General features: G+C 62.3%; 17 protein-coding genes, 1 tRNA gene and 1 pseudogene. 12 read left to right on the top strand and 7 right to left on the bottom strand.

What is annotated here, in order from left to right:
- Positions 1–107: 107 nt before the first annotated feature.
- Complete coding sequence (gene cheR, locus ACK1U9_RS02965; RefSeq protein ID WP_046614609.1) at positions 108–935, bottom strand: protein-glutamate O-methyltransferase CheR; 828 nt, start codon at positions 933–935, stop codon at positions 108–110.
- Between the two features lie 51 nt (positions 936–986).
- Positions 987–1,916: a chemotaxis protein CheV gene (locus ACK1U9_RS02960; RefSeq protein ID WP_013973629.1), complete on the bottom strand. Its 930-nt coding sequence runs from the start codon at positions 1,914–1,916 to the stop codon at positions 987–989.
- 77 nt (positions 1,917–1,993) lie between these two features.
- Between ACK1U9_RS02960 and flgA the strand changes: the two genes are divergently transcribed.
- The 5 genes from flgA (at position 1,994) to ACK1U9_RS02935 (ending at position 5,306) form a co-directional block, all read left to right on the top strand.
- Entirely contained in the window at positions 1,994–2,746 is a 753-nt protein-coding gene (flgA, locus tag ACK1U9_RS02955) for a flagellar basal body P-ring formation chaperone FlgA (RefSeq protein WP_108481242.1), read from the top strand.
- A 164-nt stretch (positions 2,747–2,910) separates the two neighbouring features.
- Positions 2,911–3,225 (top strand): flagellar biosynthesis anti-sigma factor FlgM, encoded by a 315-nt coding sequence (flgM, locus tag ACK1U9_RS02950; RefSeq protein WP_015271247.1) that lies wholly within the window; start codon positions 2,911–2,913, stop codon positions 3,223–3,225.
- Between the two features lie 49 nt (positions 3,226–3,274).
- A complete protein-coding gene (locus ACK1U9_RS02945; RefSeq protein WP_108481244.1) occupies positions 3,275–3,742 on the top strand; it encodes a flagella synthesis protein FlgN in 468 nt (155 codons plus the stop codon).
- A gap of 80 nt (positions 3,743–3,822) precedes the next feature.
- On the top strand, positions 3,823–4,566 hold the full coding sequence (locus ACK1U9_RS02940; protein WP_046614612.1) for a flagellar brake protein: 744 nt from the start codon (positions 3,823–3,825) through the stop codon (positions 4,564–4,566).
- A gap of 170 nt (positions 4,567–4,736) precedes the next feature.
- On the top strand, positions 4,737–5,306 hold the full coding sequence (locus ACK1U9_RS02935) for a hypothetical protein (RefSeq protein WP_108481245.1): 570 nt from the start codon (positions 4,737–4,739) through the stop codon (positions 5,304–5,306).
- Positions 5,307–5,402: 96 nt separating this feature from the next.
- Here the strand turns inward: ACK1U9_RS02935 and ACK1U9_RS02930 are convergent, their stop codons facing one another.
- Entirely contained in the window at positions 5,403–6,743 is a 1,341-nt protein-coding gene (locus ACK1U9_RS02930) for an MFS transporter (RefSeq protein ID WP_108481246.1), read from the bottom strand.
- Positions 6,744–6,991: 248 nt separating this feature from the next.
- On the opposite strand from ACK1U9_RS02930, the gene ACK1U9_RS02925 reads away from it, so the two are divergent.
- On the top strand, positions 6,992–7,573 hold the full coding sequence (locus ACK1U9_RS02925; protein WP_108481248.1) for a hypothetical protein: 582 nt from the start codon (positions 6,992–6,994) through the stop codon (positions 7,571–7,573).
- 96 nt (positions 7,574–7,669) lie between these two features.
- On the opposite strand, the gene bkdR is transcribed toward ACK1U9_RS02925, so the two are convergent.
- Complete coding sequence (gene bkdR / locus ACK1U9_RS02920; protein WP_012273540.1) at positions 7,670–8,155, bottom strand: Bkd operon transcriptional regulator BkdR; 486 nt, start codon at positions 8,153–8,155, stop codon at positions 7,670–7,672.
- A 198-nt stretch (positions 8,156–8,353) separates the two neighbouring features.
- Between bkdR and ACK1U9_RS02915 the strand changes: the two genes are divergently transcribed.
- From ACK1U9_RS02915 to lpdA, 4 genes are read left to right on the top strand one after another with little or no spacing between them, the layout of a single operon-like run.
- Positions 8,354–9,586 (top strand): 3-methyl-2-oxobutanoate dehydrogenase (2-methylpropanoyl-transferring) subunit alpha, encoded by a 1,233-nt coding sequence (locus ACK1U9_RS02915; RefSeq protein WP_013973636.1) that lies wholly within the window; start codon positions 8,354–8,356, stop codon positions 9,584–9,586.
- Between the two features lies 1 nt (position 9,587).
- Positions 9,588–10,646, top strand: a complete 1,059-nt coding sequence (locus tag ACK1U9_RS02910) for an alpha-ketoacid dehydrogenase subunit beta (protein WP_108481249.1) — start codon at positions 9,588–9,590, stop codon at positions 10,644–10,646.
- Positions 10,647–11,933 carry a dihydrolipoamide acetyltransferase family protein gene (locus ACK1U9_RS02905; RefSeq protein WP_046614615.1) on the top strand — a complete coding sequence of 429 codons (1,287 nt, stop codon included), beginning with the start codon at positions 10,647–10,649 and terminating at the stop codon, positions 11,931–11,933.
- A gap of 2 nt (positions 11,934–11,935) precedes the next feature.
- Positions 11,936–13,315, top strand: a complete 1,380-nt coding sequence (gene lpdA, locus ACK1U9_RS02900) for a dihydrolipoyl dehydrogenase (RefSeq protein WP_108481250.1) — start codon at positions 11,936–11,938, stop codon at positions 13,313–13,315.
- Positions 13,316–13,444: 129 nt separating this feature from the next.
- On the opposite strand, the pseudogene ACK1U9_RS02895 reads toward lpdA, so the two are convergent.
- Together ACK1U9_RS02895 and ACK1U9_RS02890 are read right to left on the bottom strand one after the other, a co-directional pair.
- A pseudogene (locus tag ACK1U9_RS02895) lies at positions 13,445–14,148 on the bottom strand (GGDEF domain-containing protein).
- Between the two features lie 91 nt (positions 14,149–14,239).
- Entirely contained in the window at positions 14,240–15,118 is an 879-nt protein-coding gene (locus tag ACK1U9_RS02890) for a LysR family transcriptional regulator (RefSeq protein ID WP_085601605.1), read from the bottom strand.
- Positions 15,119–15,239: 121 nt separating this feature from the next.
- Here ACK1U9_RS02890 and ACK1U9_RS02885 point away from each other — a divergent pair, with 121 nt between their 5' ends.
- Together ACK1U9_RS02885 and ACK1U9_RS02880 are read left to right on the top strand one after the other, a co-directional pair.
- Positions 15,240–15,974 carry an AzlC family ABC transporter permease gene (locus ACK1U9_RS02885; RefSeq protein WP_046614618.1) on the top strand — a complete coding sequence of 245 codons (735 nt, stop codon included), beginning with the start codon at positions 15,240–15,242 and terminating at the stop codon, positions 15,972–15,974.
- Positions 15,971–16,297, top strand: a complete 327-nt coding sequence (locus ACK1U9_RS02880) for an AzlD domain-containing protein (RefSeq protein WP_046614619.1) — start codon at positions 15,971–15,973, stop codon at positions 16,295–16,297. The genes ACK1U9_RS02885 and ACK1U9_RS02880 overlap by 4 nt, the downstream gene beginning before the upstream one ends.
- 74 nt (positions 16,298–16,371) lie before the next feature.
- Here ACK1U9_RS02880 and ACK1U9_RS02875 read toward each other — a convergent pair.
- A tRNA-Arg gene (locus tag ACK1U9_RS02875) sits at positions 16,372–16,448 on the bottom strand.
- Between the last annotated feature and the right edge of the window lie 87 nt (positions 16,449–16,535).

Below are 16,535 nucleotides of genomic sequence, written 5' to 3'. Positions count from 1 at the left end.
GCACAGCTTTCAAGGTCGGCGCGGTACCTGTGGGAGCGGGCATGCCCGCGAAGAGGCCGGCACAGGCAAACAAAAAGGCCGGCAACTTTCGCTGCCGGCCTTTGTGCTTACTTCGCCTGGTAGATGATTCCCGGGCTGCACTGCACCATCTGGTAATGGTCCGGCAGCCCGTTCAGCGCCTCGGAAGCCCCGAGGAACAGATACCCGCCCGGCTTCAAGGTACTGTGGATACGCAACAGGATGTCCTTCTTCACCTGCGCCGAGAAGTAGATCAGCACGTTACGGCAGAACACCACATCGAACTTGCCCAGGCTGGCATAGCTGTCGAGCAGGTTGAACGAGCGGAACTCGACGCGGCTGCGAATCGCAGGCTTGACTGCCCAGCGCCCCGCCCCCTTGGTGTCGAAGTAGCGCTGCAGGCGCTCCTGGGACAAGCCACGGGCAATCGCCAGGCTGTCGTACTCGCCGGTCTTGCAGTTGGTCAACATCGTGCCGGACAGGTCGGTGGCAACGATCTGCGCGCCCATCTTCAACTGGCCGAGGTTGCTGCGCTCGAATTCGTCGATGGCCATCGAGATGGAATACGGCTCCTGCCCCGACGAACAGGCCGCCGACCACATGCGCAGGCGCTGGCCGGGGTTGTTGCGAATGAACTCGGGTATGACCTTGTTCTTCAGTACCTCGAACGGATAGGTATCGCGAAACCACAGGGTCTCGTTGGTGGTCATGGCATCGACCACCTGCTCACGCAAGCCGCCGCGCGGCTGGGCCTGGATCCGCTGAACCAGCTCGCCCAGACTCTTGATGCCCTGTTGCTCCATCAGCTTGTTGAGACGGCTGGAGACCAGGTACTGCTTATTCTCGCCCAGCAGGATGCCACAGGCTTTCTCCAGGAAGACCCGGAACTGTTCGAAATCCAAATTACCCGTAGACACTACTGCCGCCTCTTTTAAATCACTGGTGCCGGGGGCCTGCCCCCGGCTGCTTCAATGCGCTGCCTTGATCCGGTCGACTACCCGCTGGGCCAGGTCGTCCGGCTTGAACTTGGCCAGGAAGTCATCGGCACCGACCTTCTTGACCATCGCCTGGTTGAACACCCCGGAAAGCGAAGTATGCAGGCAGATGTGCAATTTTTGCATGCGCGGATCGCTGCGGATCTCCGCCGTCAGCGTATAACCGTCCATTTCCGGCATTTCAATGTCCGAGATCATCATCAGGAACTCTTCTTCCGGCTTCTTGCCCTCATCCACCAGCTGGCGCAGGTAGTTCAGGGCCTGACGGCCGTCGTTGAGCGCTACCACCTCGACCCCCACGGTCTGCAGGCAGCGGCTGACCTGCTTGCGCGCCACCGACGAATCGTCGACGGTGAGCACCCGCAACAGCACGGCCTTGTCCTGCACCTCGGCATCGATCACCCCGGCCGACACCGATTCGGACGACGGCGCCACTTCGGCCAGCACCTTCTCCACATCGATGATCTCGACCATGCGGTTGTCCACCCGGGTGACCGCCGTCAGGTAGTGGTCACGGCCGGTGCCCTTGGGTGGCGGATGGATTTCTTCCCAGTTCATGTTGACGATGCGCTCCACCGAGTGCACCAGGAAGCCCTGGGTCTTGGTGTTGTACTCGGTGATGATCACGAAACTGTTGCGCGTGTCTTCCTGCAGCGGCCGCAACCCGGTGGCCATCGACAGGTCGAGGATCGGGATGGTCGCCCCGCGAATATTGGCAACACCGCGCACCACCGGGTGCGCCTTGGGCAGCAGGGTCAGCGCAGGGCATTGCAGCACCTCCCTGACCTTGAATACGTTGATGCCGTAAAGCTGCTCGCCATTGAGGCGGAACAGCAGCAATTCCAGGCGATTCTGCCCCACCAGCTGCGTGCGCTGGTTGACCGAATCCATAACACCTGCCATGCCAGACTCCTTTATGTTTCAGCCTTTCGTTGCAACTCAGGTAGCGAGTCGGCACGGGCTTTGCTTTTTTGAGCGCCATGTACACGAAAACGACATTTTTCCGACGATTGACACGCCTGCTGACTGGCTCGCTGGCCCTGCTGTGCCTGATGGTGCCCGGCGCTCGCACGGTAGCGGACGCGTTTACCTTGCCTGAACAGCTTATCGGTGTCACTCAAGGGTTTCTTGAATTCAGCGTCGAAGATTATCTGGCCACCACCCAGACCGCCGGCCGTTACGAGATCCAGGTCAACCCACTGGACCCGCGCCTGCGCATGCCGCTGTGCAGCCAGCAGCTGGACGCCTCGCTGGAAAGCCCGGCCCAGCCGCTGGGCCGCGTCACGGTAAAGGTACGCTGCGAAGGCACTGCGCCATGGACCGTATTCGTGCCGGCCACCGTGCGGCTGTTCCGCGATGTGGTGGTGGTGACCCGGCCGCTCAAGCGCGACAACGTGGTGGGCGAAGGCGACGTGGCCCTGCGCGAGCGCGATGTCGGCACCCTGGGCCAAGGCTTTTTGACCGAACTGGAACAGGCGGTGGGCATGAAGATGCTGCGCCCCACGGTGATCGACCAGGTACTCACCCCGCAACATCTGGAACAGGCCGAGGTGGTGCGCAAGGGCGACCACGTGGTGATCATCGCACGCAGTGGCAGCCTGAGTGTGCGCATGCCCGGAGAAGCCCTGAGCAAGGGCGGCCTGAGCGAACAGATCCGGGTGCGCAATCTCAATTCCAAACGGGTGATCAAGGCCAGGGTGACCGGCCCCGGCCAGGTCGAGGTAAGTATGTAGCCAGCCCATTGATTTGCGCTGGCGGTGAGGAACCGCTTTTCCTAAACTGTGTCAGAAAACGGGTTCGCGAGCTTGCTGACAGGCGGCTATGCATTTGTGCCTAAAGTTTCTTTCGGGTTGGCCGAAAACAAGGCAAGCGTCCAAATACCCAGAGGTTTCTGATCATGGTCATCGACTTCAGTCGTTTGAATAACTCTCCGTCCGTAACGGGCGGCGTGCGCGGCAACACCGCGAGCGGCAGCGCCGAAAAACCGGCAGCCAGCCAGGAAGCGGCAACCGCCACCAGCGCCAGCGGAGAAGCGGTACACCTCAGCCAAGAGGCCCAGCAGTTGCAGAAGATCAGCGACAAGCTGCGCGACGAGCCGGTGGTCAACAGTGCCCGTGTGGCCCAGTTGAAACAGGCGATCGCCGACGGCAGCTACCAGGTCGATGCCGGCCGGGTCGCCAGCAAACTGCTCGATTTCGAAGCCCAGCGCTGACCGTTCGGCGCGCTGACTTCATGGACGCTAGAAAAGCCAAGAGTTAGCCATGCACGACACCACCTTGCTGCAACTGATCGAAGATGACATTGCCCCCATGCAGGAACTGCTGGAGCTTCTGCAAAAAGAAGCGATCGCCCTGCATGGCCGCGACATGGCGCCACTGGAGAACATCCTGGCCCGCAAGCAGTCTTTGATCGTGCTGCTGGAGCAGCAAGGCCTGCGGCGCAACAACCTGCTTGCCAGCCTTGGCCTGAGCCCTGATCGCGCCGGAGTGGAAGCCGTGGCGGCCCAATCGCCGAACGGTGAGCTGCTACTGCAACAACTCGATGTGATCAGCCAGTTGATGCAAGCCTGCCAGCAGCTCAACGAGACCAATGGCCGGATCATCCAGGTGCAGCAACACGTCACCAACAACCAGATCCGGATCCTCATGGGCGGCGAAGCCCCTTCGCTCTACGACAGCCGCGGCAGCACCTCGCCGCTGACCAAGCCACGGGCGCTCAGCCAAGTGTGATTTTTTCTATCAAGGCACGGAACATACTGGCAAAATGCCGTTAATTGCGTGTGTCGCTTTTGCCTGGAGAACGATAAGCCGTGTTCAATGAATCCGATGCCCCGCAGCCGCCAAAGGTGCTGAACACCCCTTTGGAGATTGCGGCCAACTTGCGGCAGCTGCAGGAAAGCCATGACCCTCTGATCATCACCTTCCACGACCGCAGCCAGCGCTTCCAGAGCTACGTGGTGCACGTGGACCGTGAAAGCAACACTTTGGCGCTGGACGAGATGATCCCGCGCGACGGTGAGAAGTTCATCGAGAACGGCGAACACTTTCGCGTCGAAGGCTTCCACGATGGCGTGCGTATCGCCTGGGACTGCAACCACGAGCTGAAGATCAGCGAAGTCGACGGCCACCGTTGCTACCGCGGCGCCATGCCCCAGGAAATGACCTACCACCAGCGCCGCAACGCCTTCCGTGCCGCGCTGAAGCTGTCGCAGCTGGTCGATATCATCCTTGATGGTACCCACCTCAAGGGCAACGGCGCCCTGCGTGGCAAGCTGCTGGACATCTCCGCCACCGGCTGCAAGCTGCGCTTCGAAGGCAATGTCGAAGATCGCCTGCAACTGGGCCAGGTGTACGAGCGATTCAAGGCGGGTAACCCGCTGGGCCTGGTCGACACCATGGTCGAGCTGCGTCACCTGCACTATGAAGAGCGGATCAACACCACCTTTGCCGGGGTGCGCTTCCACAACCTCAACGGGCAGGCGCAGCGCAAGGTCGAGAGCTTTGTTTACCAGCTGCAGCGTGAGGCGCGGCGGTTCGACAAGGACGATTATTGATACCGTCGCGGATGGGCGTCGTTCGCACGTCCATCCTACCTCCCCCGGACTTCACTTCTTCCTCCTGCCTTTTATCACCATGGCCAAGCTTCCCACTGCCTTGCGCACAGCCCTGAACTGATTGTACGGGCTCGCACTCACCATCGAGTGCCTCTTGCGCATGAGGTTTTATGAAAGCTACCAAATTCACCGCAGAACTGGCTTACGATCAAGGAACCATCGGGGTCGTTGACTCCACCCTGAATCCACGTCAGGACGGCTGGCTATGCCCCCGGAAACACAAACAATATTCACCCATGAGGTTTACGTTCACCTTGCAAGATGAACGTAACGGGAAAAGGTTCTATCACATCCACGCTGCAGAGGGTTGGGCCTATACCGGCGCAATGGTCCAGACAAGCCTTAACGGGTGGGTGGGCCTGTACGGGTTGGGTGTAGTCGGCAGGCTTGTAGATTATGTTACAGCCGTCAACCACCGTGGCGTGGATCCGCGCTGGCAAATTCAGGCACTGACCGACTGGGATGGTGATTTGAAGACGTTGGAGAACGTGGAGTTGCATCTACTGGACAGGTACGGCCAGGCGATGTCGATAGAATCCTACGTACACGAGTCCGTCACGCCGACCGGCATCGGCAAATTACCAACCACCAGCCATACACGTGCCTACTATGTGAGCGTGAACAAAGGAGCTCAGGACAGAAAGATACGTTTCAAGCTGCGTGACATCCGCGCCGCCTGACAACGGATGATTTACCGCAGCGTGAGTCGCTGCGGTTTTGTGTTTCTCCTATGCTGGCGCTTTCGCGGGTAAACCCGCTAAGAGGCCGGCACAGACCTACACCGGCTTGCTGACCTCACCTTCCGGCTCAGGCTCCTTGTCAGCCGCCTTCTCTTCCGCCTCGGTATCCTCCGCCGCCACCGGCGCCTGCATCACCTCCTGTACCGTCTGTTCATCCACCCGTGGGTCCAGCGCCGCCGACAACGGTGAACCTGCAGCCGGCATGGCAACGTGGCCCAAAGGTGCATCCTGCACCTGATGCAGCCCGGTAACCGCCTTCGGCCGGATGCGCCACACCAGCACCAGGGCAAAGAACACGAAGAAGGCATACAGCATCTGCGGGCCCAGCACCTTCATCAGCACACCTGCGGCCAGCGGCCCGATACACGCGCCCACGCCGTAGGTCACCAGCAGCATCGCGGTCAGCGACACCCGCCGTTCGCTTTCCACATGGTCGTTGGAAAACGCCACAGCCAGCGGGTACAGGCAGAATTGCAGCAACGAAATCACGAAGCCTATGCCGAACAGCAACTCCAGCGGCACGCTGGGCAACATCGCCAGCGGCGCCGAGGCCAGCGCCAACCCCACCGCCACGCTGCGGATCAGCACGGCCCGATCGTAGCGGTCAGACAACCAGCCCAACGGCCACTGCACCAACAGGCCGGCAAAAATGCAGCTACCCATGAACAGACCAACCTGCTCAGTAGTCATGCCCTGGCTGGAGGCATACAAAGGCGCCAGGCCATAGAACGAGCCGACGATCAGCCCCGAACCCAGCACCGTGCTGAGCGACTGCGGCACGCGCTTGATGAAGAACTTCGGCTCCATGGGTGCCGGGCGCAACGGCGCCGGGTGAATGCGCCGGGTCATCGCGACCGGTACCAGGCACAGGGTGAAACACATGGCGACCAGCATCAGCAACTCCAGGCCAAGCTGTGGGTGCACCACCAGGATCAGCTGGCCAAGCACCAGGCCCAGGTACGAGGCGATCATGTAGCCGCTGAATACCGCGCCGCGATGCTTCACATCAGCCTGCTCGTTCAGCCAGCTCTCGATGACCATGTACTGACACATCATCCCCAGGCCGACGATCATCCGCAGCCCGACCCAGGCCGGCAACCAGCTGGTCAGGCCATGGCCGAGCACAGCCGCGCCGACGATGCCGGCGCAAGTGGCATAGGCACGAATGTGGCCTACCCGGCCAATCAGCCGGTGGCCCACCTTGCCGCCTACCGCCAGGCCAAAGTAGTTGGCTGCCATCAAGGCACCCACCCACAGGCTGTCGACATGATCAGCTGCCAGGCGCAGGGCCAGGTAAGTACTGAGAAGGCCCGAGCCGATCAACATCATCAGCGCGGCGAAATACAACGACTGAAACGGCTTCCATATATTTCGCATAGGTCCCTTGCGGCTCCCGGGTCAGGTGGCGATGGGTTGCAGCCAAGCATAAAAGCAAAATTGCTGCGGCGCAGTCCCCTGCCTGACAAATCGCGTATCAAGGGCGCGTCCAGTGTCGGTCATGTCGTGATCATGCACTTGCCTCATGGGCCCAAGCTGCGCTCCAAGCGTTTCCATCTCATTGTTCAACAACCGAAGGGTTAGCTTGCCTCTACCCATCCCGGGATCAATTGAGACAGGAGGTTTACATGATCAAAGCTGATTTCACCGCCGAACTGCATACCCATGCAGGCCGAGTGGTAGTCGCAGAATCATCCATCGGGCAACACCCATTCACATGGCTGGATGAGGATGGCTGGTTGTGCGTCGATAATCACCGAAATAAGCATGCGCGGGACGAGATCGTACGTATCGCGTTTGATTTCACCTACATCAAATCGGAGAAGGGACGAGACCTCTACTACATCTCATGCAACAACCACTGGAAATTCGCGGGCGCGAGGCTTGAGCAAAATCCGAGAGGCTGGCTCGGCTTGTATGGAACAGGCGTCATAGGCAGAGTCACGGATGCCGTGGCGAACTTCAAGCCGCAACTGGCAGGCCTTGGCGACTACTGGAAGATCGATTCATTCGATGACTGGGACGGCGACCTGCGGAGCGCTGAAGAAATTCCGTTCTACCTGCGTGACAAACACGGCCATCGTGTTGCATCGACAAGGCCTGAAGATGCATCCACAGACCTGTCCCTTACCTTTGACAGTTTTTTGAATGCAAGCGCAACGCCGGGACAAATACTCACGTTCTACCTGAAGAACATCCGGCTAGCCTGACACCCAGCATCACACCTGCGAAGGCCCTGCCAGAAGGTGCCCTGCCTCTCAGAACCAAAGAGGCATTGCTACCGCCAATCATCAGCCAGGCTACACCTATTCCCGCAAGGTCATGCCATTGGCCGGCAACGGCAAAGCCGTCTTGTAGCGCACCTGCTTCAAGGCAAAGCTCGACCGAATGTTGGCCACCCCTGGCAGCCGCGTCAGGTAATCGAGAAACCGTTCCAGCGCCTGGATGCTGGGCAGCAGCACCCGCAACAGGTAGTCCGGATCACCGGTCATCAGGTAGCACTCCATCACCTCGGGCCGCTCGGCAATCTCTTCCTCGAAGCGGTGCAGCGACTGCTCCACCTGCTTCTCCAGGCTCACATGAATGAACACGTTCACATCCAGCCCCAGCGCTTCGGGCGACAGCAAGGTCACCTGCTGGCGGATCACCCCCAGTTCCTCCATTGCCCGCACTCGGTTGAAGCAGGGTGTGGGGGACAGGTTCACCGAGCGGGCCAGCTCGGCGTTGGTGATGCGGGCATTTTCCTGCAGGCTGTTGAGAATGCCGATATCGGTACGATCGAGTTTGCGCATGAGACAAAATCACCGGTTTTTTGTGTTTATGCGGAATGTTTATCTGCCCTGCTCGGCAAAGGCAATCAACTTGAGAGAAAAATTCTCCTGCTGGCCCACTAAGATGTAGGGGACGCTGACCTACCAGTCACAAGCCGGTACTCAGCGGCGGCCGCTTCAGAGCTCACAAAAACAAATACCCGAGCGAGCGTAAAAAGCATGAACGAGTACGCCCCCCTGCGTTTGCATGTGCCCGAGCCTACCGGCCGGCCAGGCTGCCAGACCGATTTCTCCTACCTGCGCCTGAACGATGCAGGTCAAGCCCGTAAACCGCCAGTCGATGTCGACGCTGCCGACACTGCGGACCTGTCCTACAGCCTGATCCGCGTGCTCGACGAGCAAGGCGACGCGCAAGGCCCGTGGGCCGAAGACATCGACCCGCAAGTTCTCCGCCAGGGCATGCGCGCCATGCTCAAGACGCGGATTTTCGACAGCCGCATGGTGGTCGCCCAGCGCCAGAAGAAGATGTCCTTCTACATGCAGAGCCTGGGTGAAGAGGCCATCGGCAGCGGCCAGGCCCTGGCCCTGAACCGCACCGACATGTGCTTCCCCACCTACCGCCAGCAAAGCATCCTGATGGCCCGCGACGTGTCGCTGGTCGAGATGATCTGCCAGCTGCTGTCCAACGAGCGCGACCCGCTCAAGGGCCGCCAGCTGCCGATCATGTATTCGGTACGCGAGGCCGGCTTCTTCACCATCAGCGGCAACCTGGCGACCCAGTTCGTGCAGGCGGTCGGCTGGGCCATGGCTTCGGCGATCAAGGGCGATACCAAGATCGCCTCGGCGTGGATCGGCGACGGCGCAACCGCCGAGTCGGACTTCCACACCGCCCTCACCTTCGCCCACGTGTACCGTGCCCCGGTGATCCTCAACGTGGTCAACAACCAGTGGGCGATCTCCACCTTCCAGGCCATCGCCGGTGGCGAGTCGACCACGTTTGCCGGCCGTGGCGTGGGTTGCGGCATTGCCTCGCTACGGGTTGACGGCAACGACTTCGTCGCCGTGTACGCCGCTTCGCGCTGGGCCGCAGAACGCGCCCGTCGCGGCCTGGGCCCGAGCCTGATCGAATGGGTCACCTACCGTGCCGGCCCGCATTCCACTTCGGACGACCCGTCCAAGTACCGCCCGGCCGATGACTGGAGCCACTTCCCGCTCGGCGACCCGATCGCCCGCCTGAAGCAGCACCTGATCAAGATCGGCCACTGGTCCGAGGAAGAGCACCAGGCCACCACTGCCGAGCTGGAAGCCGCGGTGATCGCCGCGCAGAAAGAAGCCGAGCAGTACGGCACCCTGGCCAATGGTCACATCCCGAGTGCCGCCTCGATGTTCGAGGACGTGTACAAGGAAATGCCCGACCACCTGCGCCGTCAACGCCAGGAACTGGGGGTTTGAGATGAACGACCACAACAACAGCATCAACCCGGAAACCGCCATGGCCACCACTACCATGACCATGATCCAGGCCCTGCGCTCGGCCATGGATGTCATGCTCGAGCGCGACGACAATGTGGTGATCTACGGCCAGGACGTCGGCTACTTCGGCGGCGTGTTCCGCTGCACCGAAGGCCTGCAGACCAAGTACGGCAAGTCCCGTGTGTTCGACGCGCCGATCTCCGAGAGCGGTATCGTCGGCACCGCCGTGGGCATGGGTGCCTACGGCCTGCGCCCGGTGGTGGAAATCCAGTTCGCCGACTATTTCTACCCGGCCTCCGACCAGATCGTTTCCGAGATGGCGCGCCTGCGTTACCGTTCGGCCGGCGAATTCATCGCCCCGCTGACCCTGCGCATGCCCTGCGGTGGCGGGATCTATGGCGGCCAGACACACAGCCAGAGCCCGGAAGCGATGTTCACCCAGGTGTGCGGCCTGCGGACTGTCATGCCGTCCAACCCCTATGACGCCAAGGGCCTGCTGATCGCCTCGATCGAATGCGATGACCCGGTGATCTTCCTGGAACCCAAGCGCCTGTACAACGGCCCGTTCGACGGCCACCACGACCGCCCTGTCACGCCGTGGTCGAAGCACCCGCAAAGCGCCGTGCCCGATGGCTACTACAGCGTGCCGCTGGACAAGGCGGCCATTACCCGCCCCGGCAATGACGTGACCGTGCTGACCTACGGCACCACGGTGTACGTGGCCCAGGTGGCCGCCGAAGAAACCGGCGTCGACGCCGAGGTGATCGACCTGCGCAGCCTGTGGCCGCTGGACCTGGACACCATCGTCGAGTCTGTGAAAAAGACTGGCCGCTGCGTGGTGGTACACGAGGCTACCCGCACCTGCGGTTTCGGCGCCGAACTGGTGTCGCTGGTGCAGGAACACTGCTTCCACCACCTGGAGGCGCCGATCGAGCGCGTCACCGGCTGGGACACCCCCTACCCACACGCACAGGAATGGGCTTATTTCCCAGGGCCTTCGCGGGTAGGTGCGGCATTGAAAAAGGTCATGGAGGTCTGAATGGGCACGCACGTCATCAAGATGCCGGACATTGGCGAAGGCATCGCGCAGGTCGAGTTGGTCGAGTGGTTCGTCAAGGTCGGTGACATGATCGCCGAAGACCAGGTAGTCGCCGACGTCATGACCGACAAGGCCACCGTGGAAATCCCTTCGCCGGTCAGCGGCAAGGTGCTGGCACTGGGTGGGCAACCAGGTGAAGTGATGGCGGTCGGCAGCGAGCTGATCCGCATCGAAGTGGAAGGCAGCGGCAACCATGTGGATGTGCCCACCAAGGATGTGCCCAAGCGCGAACAGGTCGAGGCCCCCGATGCCCCGGTAGCCGCCAAGCCAGAGCCGCAGAAGGAAGCAAGACCGGCCGCGTACCAGACGCCCGTCAACCACGAGGCAGCCCCGATCGTGCCACGCCAGCCAGGCGACAAGCCGCTGGCCTCGCCGGCGGTGCGCAAGCGTGCTCTGGATGCAGGTATCGAACTGCGTTACGTGCATGGCAGCGGCCCGGCCGGGCGCATCCTGCACGAAGACCTCGACGCCTTCATGAGCAAGCCGCACAGCGCCGGCGGACAAGCCCCGAGCGGCTATGCCAAGCGCACCGACAGCGAGCAGGTGCCGGTGATCGGCCTGCGCCGCAAGATCGCTCAGCGCATGCAGGACGCCAAGCGCCGGGTCGCGCACTTCAGCTATGTGGAAGAAATCGACGTCACCGCCCTGGAAGCCCTGCGCCAGCAACTCAACAGCAAGCATGGCGACAGCCGCGGCAAGCTGACCCTGCTGCCGTTCCTGGTGCGTGCCCTTGTCGTGGCACTGCGCGATTTCCCGCAGATCAACGCCACCTATGACGACGAAGCCCAGGTCATCACCCGCCATGGCGCGGTACATGTGGGTATCGCCACCCAGGGCGACAACGGCCTGATGGTACCGGTGCTGCGCCATGCCGAAGCTGGCAGCCTGTGGAGCAACGCAGGCGAGATCTCGCGACTGGCCAACGCTGCCCGCAACAACAAGGCCAGCCGCGACGAGCTGTCCGGTTCGACCATCACCCTGACCAGCCTGGGCGCCCTGGGCGGCATCGTCAGCACGCCGGTGGTCAACACCCCGGAAGTGGCGATCGTCGGCGTCAACCGCATGGTCGAGCGACCTGTGGTGATCGATGGCCAGATCGTCGTGCGCAAGATGATGAACCTGTCCAGCTCGTTCGACCACCGCGTGGTCGATGGCATGGACGCCGCGCTGTTCATCCAGGCCGTGCGCGGCCTGCTCGAACAACCCGCCTGCCTGTTCGTGGAGTGAGCATGCAACAGACTATCCAGACTACCCTGTTGATCATCGGCGGCGGCCCTGGCGGCTACGTGGCTGCCATCCGCGCCGGGCAACTGGGCATCCCCACCGTGCTGGTGGAAGGCCAGGCACTGGGCGGTACCTGCCTGAACATCGGCTGCATCCCGTCCAAGGCGCTGATCCACGTGGCCGAGCAGTTCCACCAGACTTCGCGCTTTGCCGGCCCGTCGGAGCTGGGCATCAGCGTCGCCTCGCCGCGCCTGGACATCGGCCAGAGCGTGGCCTGGAAGGACGGCATCGTCGACCGCCTGACCACCGGCGTCGCAGCCCTGCTGAAAAAGCACGGGGTCAAGGTGATCCATGGCTGGGCGAAAGTGCTCGACGGCAAGCAGGTCGAGGTCGATGGTCAGCGTATCCAGTGCGAGCACCTGTTGCTGGCCACTGGCTCCAGCAGTGTCGAACTGCCGATGCTGCCACTGGGCGGGCCGATCATTTCCTCGACCGAAGCCCTGGCGCCGAAAACCCTGCCGCAGCACCTGGTAGTGGTGGGCGGCGGCTACATCGGCCTGGAGCTGGGCATCGCCTACCGCAAGCTGGGCGCTCGGGTCAGCGTGGTGGAAGCGCGCGAGCGCATCCTGCCGACCTACGACAGCGAGCTGACCGCCCCCGTGGCCGAATCGCTGAAGAAGCTGGGCATCACCCTGTACCTGGGCCATAGCGTCGAAGGTTACGAAGGTGGCTGCCTGCTGGCCCGTGATGGCCAGGGTGGCCAACTGCGCCTGGAAGCCGACCAGGTGCTGGTGGCCGTGGGCCGTAGGCCGCGCACACAAGGTTTCAACCTGGAGTGCCTGGACCTTAAGATGAATGGCGCTGCCGTCGCCATCGACGAGCGCTGCCAGACCAGCATGCGCAACGTCTGGGCCATCGGCGACGTGGCCGGCGAACCGATGCTGGCGCACCGGGCCATGGCCCAGGGCGAGATGGTCGCCGAGATCATCGCCGGCAAAGCACGCCGTTTCGAACCCAGTGCGATTGCCGCAGTGTGTTTCACCGACCCGGAAGTGGTGGTGGTCGGCAAGACCCCGGAGCAGGCCAGCCAGCAAGGGCTGGACTGCATCGTCGCGCAGTTCCCGTTCGCCGCCAACGGGCGAGCCATGAGCCTGGAATCGAAAAGCGGTTTCGTGCGCGTGGTGGCGCGCCGTGACAACCACCTGATCCTGGGTTGGCAGGCGGTTGGCGTAGCGGTTTCCGAGTTGTCGACGGCGTTTGCCCAGTCGCTGGAGATGGGCGCGTGCCTGGAGGATGTGGCCGGTACCATCCATGCCCACCCGACACTGGGTGAGGCGGTACAGGAAGCGGCACTGCGCGCCCTGGGGCACGCCCTGCATATCTGACACTGAAGCGGCCGAGGCCGATTTGGCCCGCAGCGCCCCAAGGCGTTGCGGGTCTTTTTTCGTTCAGGCCTTACGGTGGTCCAACACAAAACCTGAAACCACCGCGGCCGCTCCCACAATGATCGCGATCTATTGGGCTATCGCGTTCTTGCCGTTCCCCTTGGCCCGGTACAGCGCCGTGTCGGCACGCGCCAGCAGTGCATGCTGGTCCTCTCCTTCCTGCCATTGCACCACGCCGTAGCTCATGGTCAGCCGGCAATCGCCCACCGGCTCCACCTGCACCATCGCCTGACGCAAGCGTGCTGCCACCTCCAGCGCCTCGCCCAGCGAGGCCTGCGGCAATACGATGACGAACTCGTCCCCACCCCAGCGCGCCAGCAGGTCCTGCTGCCGCAGACAGGTACGCAGGACGTCGACCACTCGCACCAGCGCCGCATCGCCACGGGCATGGCCAAAGCGGTCATTGATCGGTTTGAAGTCGTCCAGGTCCATGGCAATGAGCGACAACGGCTGGCGAAAGCGCTGGGCACGCTCGCACTCCAGTTGCAGCGCCTTCTCCAGCCGATAGCGGTTGGCAATGCGGGTCAATGCATCGCGCTCGGCCAGCTCGCGGTTTTCGTCCAGCTGCCGCTGCAACTGCTGGTTCACCCAGGACAGCTCGCGGGTGCGTTCGGCCACCTGGCTTTCCAGCGACTGGTTCCTTTGCTCCAGTTGCGCCACCAGGCGCTTGTTAGAGCATTCCAGTCCCAGATGCCATCGCTGATCAGATCGAACAACGTATGCAACTGGTGTTCACTGAAGCCGGTGGGTACCGGCCGGGTTCCCTGACTCATGGACGCTCCCCCTGGCTCCTGGCGCACCCGAACAGAATAGCCCCGACGCCCTGTTTTGGCGGTGCTGAGGACGGGCATGGATTGAGGACGCTCAAGCCAGATGCAACAGCGCCTCCTCCACTGCAGCAACCACCTGGTTGCCCTTGGCACCTGGCAGCCGCCATGCGGCGATGGTCACACCCAGTGGCACCGCGAGGTCGATGGGGGCGACCAGTTCGCCGCTGTCGAGGTAGCGCTGCACCAGGCTTCTGCGCCCTATCAGCACCCCGGCGGCCAGCAGCGCTTGCTGCAAGGCGATCGAGTACAGGGAAAAACCCGGCCCGCGGGCAACGAACTTGTGCCCGGGCATCACCGCTCCCGTCCACACTGCCCAGTCGTTCCAGCCCACGTCGGCAATGCAACGGGCGTCGGCAAGGTCCTCGGGCTTGGCGATGCTGGCGGCCAAGGCCGGCACACACACGGGCAGGATTTCTTCCGTGGCTATCCTGCGTTGCCAGCGCTCGGGTTTTTCGGTGTAGAACAGGCACAGGTCGAACGGGCTGCGCTTCAGGTTGGGCGGTTCATCCACCGCCGTCACCGAGATCTCGATGGGTGCCAGCAGTCGGGTCAGTTCCGGCAGGCGTGGCCCGATCCACAACTGCGCCAGGGCAGGCGATGTGACGATATGCACCCGCTGTGGTGCGGCCAGACGGCGCAGCGTGCGCGCAGCGGCCTCCACGGCGTCGAACGCCTCGGTGAACTGGCCTTTCACGCTTTCGCCCAAGGGCGTCAGGCGCACGCCTTTTGCGTGGCGCTCGAACAAGGCCGCGCCGTATTCGCTTTCCAGGGTCTTGACCAGGGCGGCGATGGCCCCCGGGGTCACCTTCAGTTCGAGTGCGGCACGGGCAAAACCGCCCAGGCGGGCTGAAGCTTCGAAGGCACGCAGGGCATTGAGCTGCAGCGAGTGCCGGGTAGGAGTATCGAGGTACACGCTTTCAGGCCTATTTTTTTTAGGCCTACTATTCCAGAAATCTGACGTTGAGGCCAACTGTCGCGCGCATTAACGTGGACGTGCCGCCCTTGCACCGTCTGCACACTTTCAAGGATTTCAAATGCCGTATCCAAGCGGGACCCAAGCGTTCAGGCAAGGTGCCCACAGCGCCCTGCCATTGACCTCCGGCATCGTGCCCTTCGGCCTGATCACCGGGGTGACGGCGATCGGCATAGGCCTGTCGCCAACCGATGCCATCGGCATGACCTTGCTGTTCTACTCCGGGTCCGCGCAAATGGTAGTGATGCAGCTGATGCAAAGCGCTGCCCTGCCGGTGACCATGGTAGTCACCGCGCTGGTGATCAATTTGCGCTTCCTGATGTACAGCGCCAGCCTGGCGCCACACCTGGGCCAGCTGCCGCGTCGCCACAAGTGGCCGATGGCGTACATGCTGTCAGACCAGTCCTTCGCCCTGTGCACGCTGAAGATGGGCTCGGGCGGGCTCGGGCAGTCTGCCTACCCCTACTATGCCGGTACGGCAATCACCATGTTCTTCGGCTGGAACCTCTCGGTGCTGGCGGGCATGTACCTGGGCGCGAGCATCCCTGAGGACTGGTCGCTGGGCTTTGCAATTCCATTGTCATTCCTGGCGCTGTTGGTACCTGGCATTCGCAATGCGGCCACGCTTGGCGCAGCGTTGACCGGCGGCGTGCTCGCCGTGCTGGCCGCCAACCTGCCCTACAACCTCGGCCTGCTGACTGGCGCGCTGGGCGGCATCATCGCCGGGCTGGCCATCGAGAACAGGCAAAAGCAGCAATCTGCGGCAGCAGCCAATACCGAACAGGAAGCATCATGAGCGAAACGACCCAGTGGATAACCTTCATTCTGATCGGCCTGGGCACCTTCGCCATCCGCTTGTCGTTCATCGAGTTGCATACGGTATTGCGCATCCCCCCACTGTTTCGCCGCGCCCTGGCGTATGTGCCGGCCAGCGTGCTGGCCGCCTTGGTACTGCCGGCGGTGGTGTTGCCCGATCGGCAGGCGGGGTTCGACTGGATGAACCCGCAGATACCGGCAGCGATATTGGCCGCGCTGGTGGCGTGGCGCACGCGCAGCACAATGCTGACGCTGATTGTGGGCATGGGAGTGCTGTGGGCCTTGAAGCATCTGGGGATGTAGAAATACGCAGGTTCAAGGCTTCCCTATTTCGCGTCATCAACACTGGGTGGACGCGGTAAGGGAACGAAAGGAAATGGCGTCCCAGGCAGGAATTGAACCTGCAACCTTCCCCTTAGGAGGGGGATGCTCTATCCAATTGAGCTACTGAGACGCAAGTGCCGGCAGCGGACGCTGCACAGCAGGACGGCCAGCATGTTAACCAGCACGCTGGCGTTTGTCATGCCTCAAGCGGGCTTTT

Source organism: Pseudomonas sp. XP1 (genome assembly GCF_053557675.1).
Note: the sequence above shows the minus strand (reverse complement) of the source record. Positions and strands in the feature narration are given on the sequence as shown.

Excerpts from the sequence above, each read along its gene's own strand:
- ACK1U9_RS02960 (WP_013973629.1), bottom strand. The coding sequence starts at position 1,916 with ATGGCAGGTGTTATGGATTCGGTCAACCAGCGCACGCAGCTGGTGGGG.
- flgA (WP_108481242.1), top strand. The coding sequence starts at position 1,994 with ATGTACACGAAAACGACATTTTTCCGACGATTGACACGCCTGCTGACT.
- flgM (WP_015271247.1), top strand. The coding sequence starts at position 2,911 with ATGGTCATCGACTTCAGTCGTTTGAATAACTCTCCGTCCGTAACGGGC.
- ACK1U9_RS02945 (WP_108481244.1), top strand. The coding sequence starts at position 3,275 with ATGCACGACACCACCTTGCTGCAACTGATCGAAGATGACATTGCCCCC.
- ACK1U9_RS02935 (WP_108481245.1), top strand. The coding sequence starts at position 4,737 with ATGAAAGCTACCAAATTCACCGCAGAACTGGCTTACGATCAAGGAACC.
- ACK1U9_RS02930 (WP_108481246.1), bottom strand. The coding sequence starts at position 6,743 with ATGCGAAATATATGGAAGCCGTTTCAGTCGTTGTATTTCGCCGCGCTG.
- ACK1U9_RS02925 (WP_108481248.1), top strand. The coding sequence starts at position 6,992 with ATGATCAAAGCTGATTTCACCGCCGAACTGCATACCCATGCAGGCCGA.
- bkdR (WP_012273540.1), bottom strand. The coding sequence starts at position 8,155 with ATGCGCAAACTCGATCGTACCGATATCGGCATTCTCAACAGCCTGCAG.
- ACK1U9_RS02915 (WP_013973636.1), top strand. The coding sequence starts at position 8,354 with ATGAACGAGTACGCCCCCCTGCGTTTGCATGTGCCCGAGCCTACCGGC.
- ACK1U9_RS02910 (WP_108481249.1), top strand. The coding sequence starts at position 9,588 with ATGAACGACCACAACAACAGCATCAACCCGGAAACCGCCATGGCCACC.
- ACK1U9_RS02905 (WP_046614615.1), top strand. The coding sequence starts at position 10,647 with ATGGGCACGCACGTCATCAAGATGCCGGACATTGGCGAAGGCATCGCG.
- lpdA (WP_108481250.1), top strand. The coding sequence starts at position 11,936 with ATGCAACAGACTATCCAGACTACCCTGTTGATCATCGGCGGCGGCCCT.
- ACK1U9_RS02885 (WP_046614618.1), top strand. The coding sequence starts at position 15,240 with ATGCCGTATCCAAGCGGGACCCAAGCGTTCAGGCAAGGTGCCCACAGC.
- ACK1U9_RS02880 (WP_046614619.1), top strand. The coding sequence starts at position 15,971 with ATGAGCGAAACGACCCAGTGGATAACCTTCATTCTGATCGGCCTGGGC.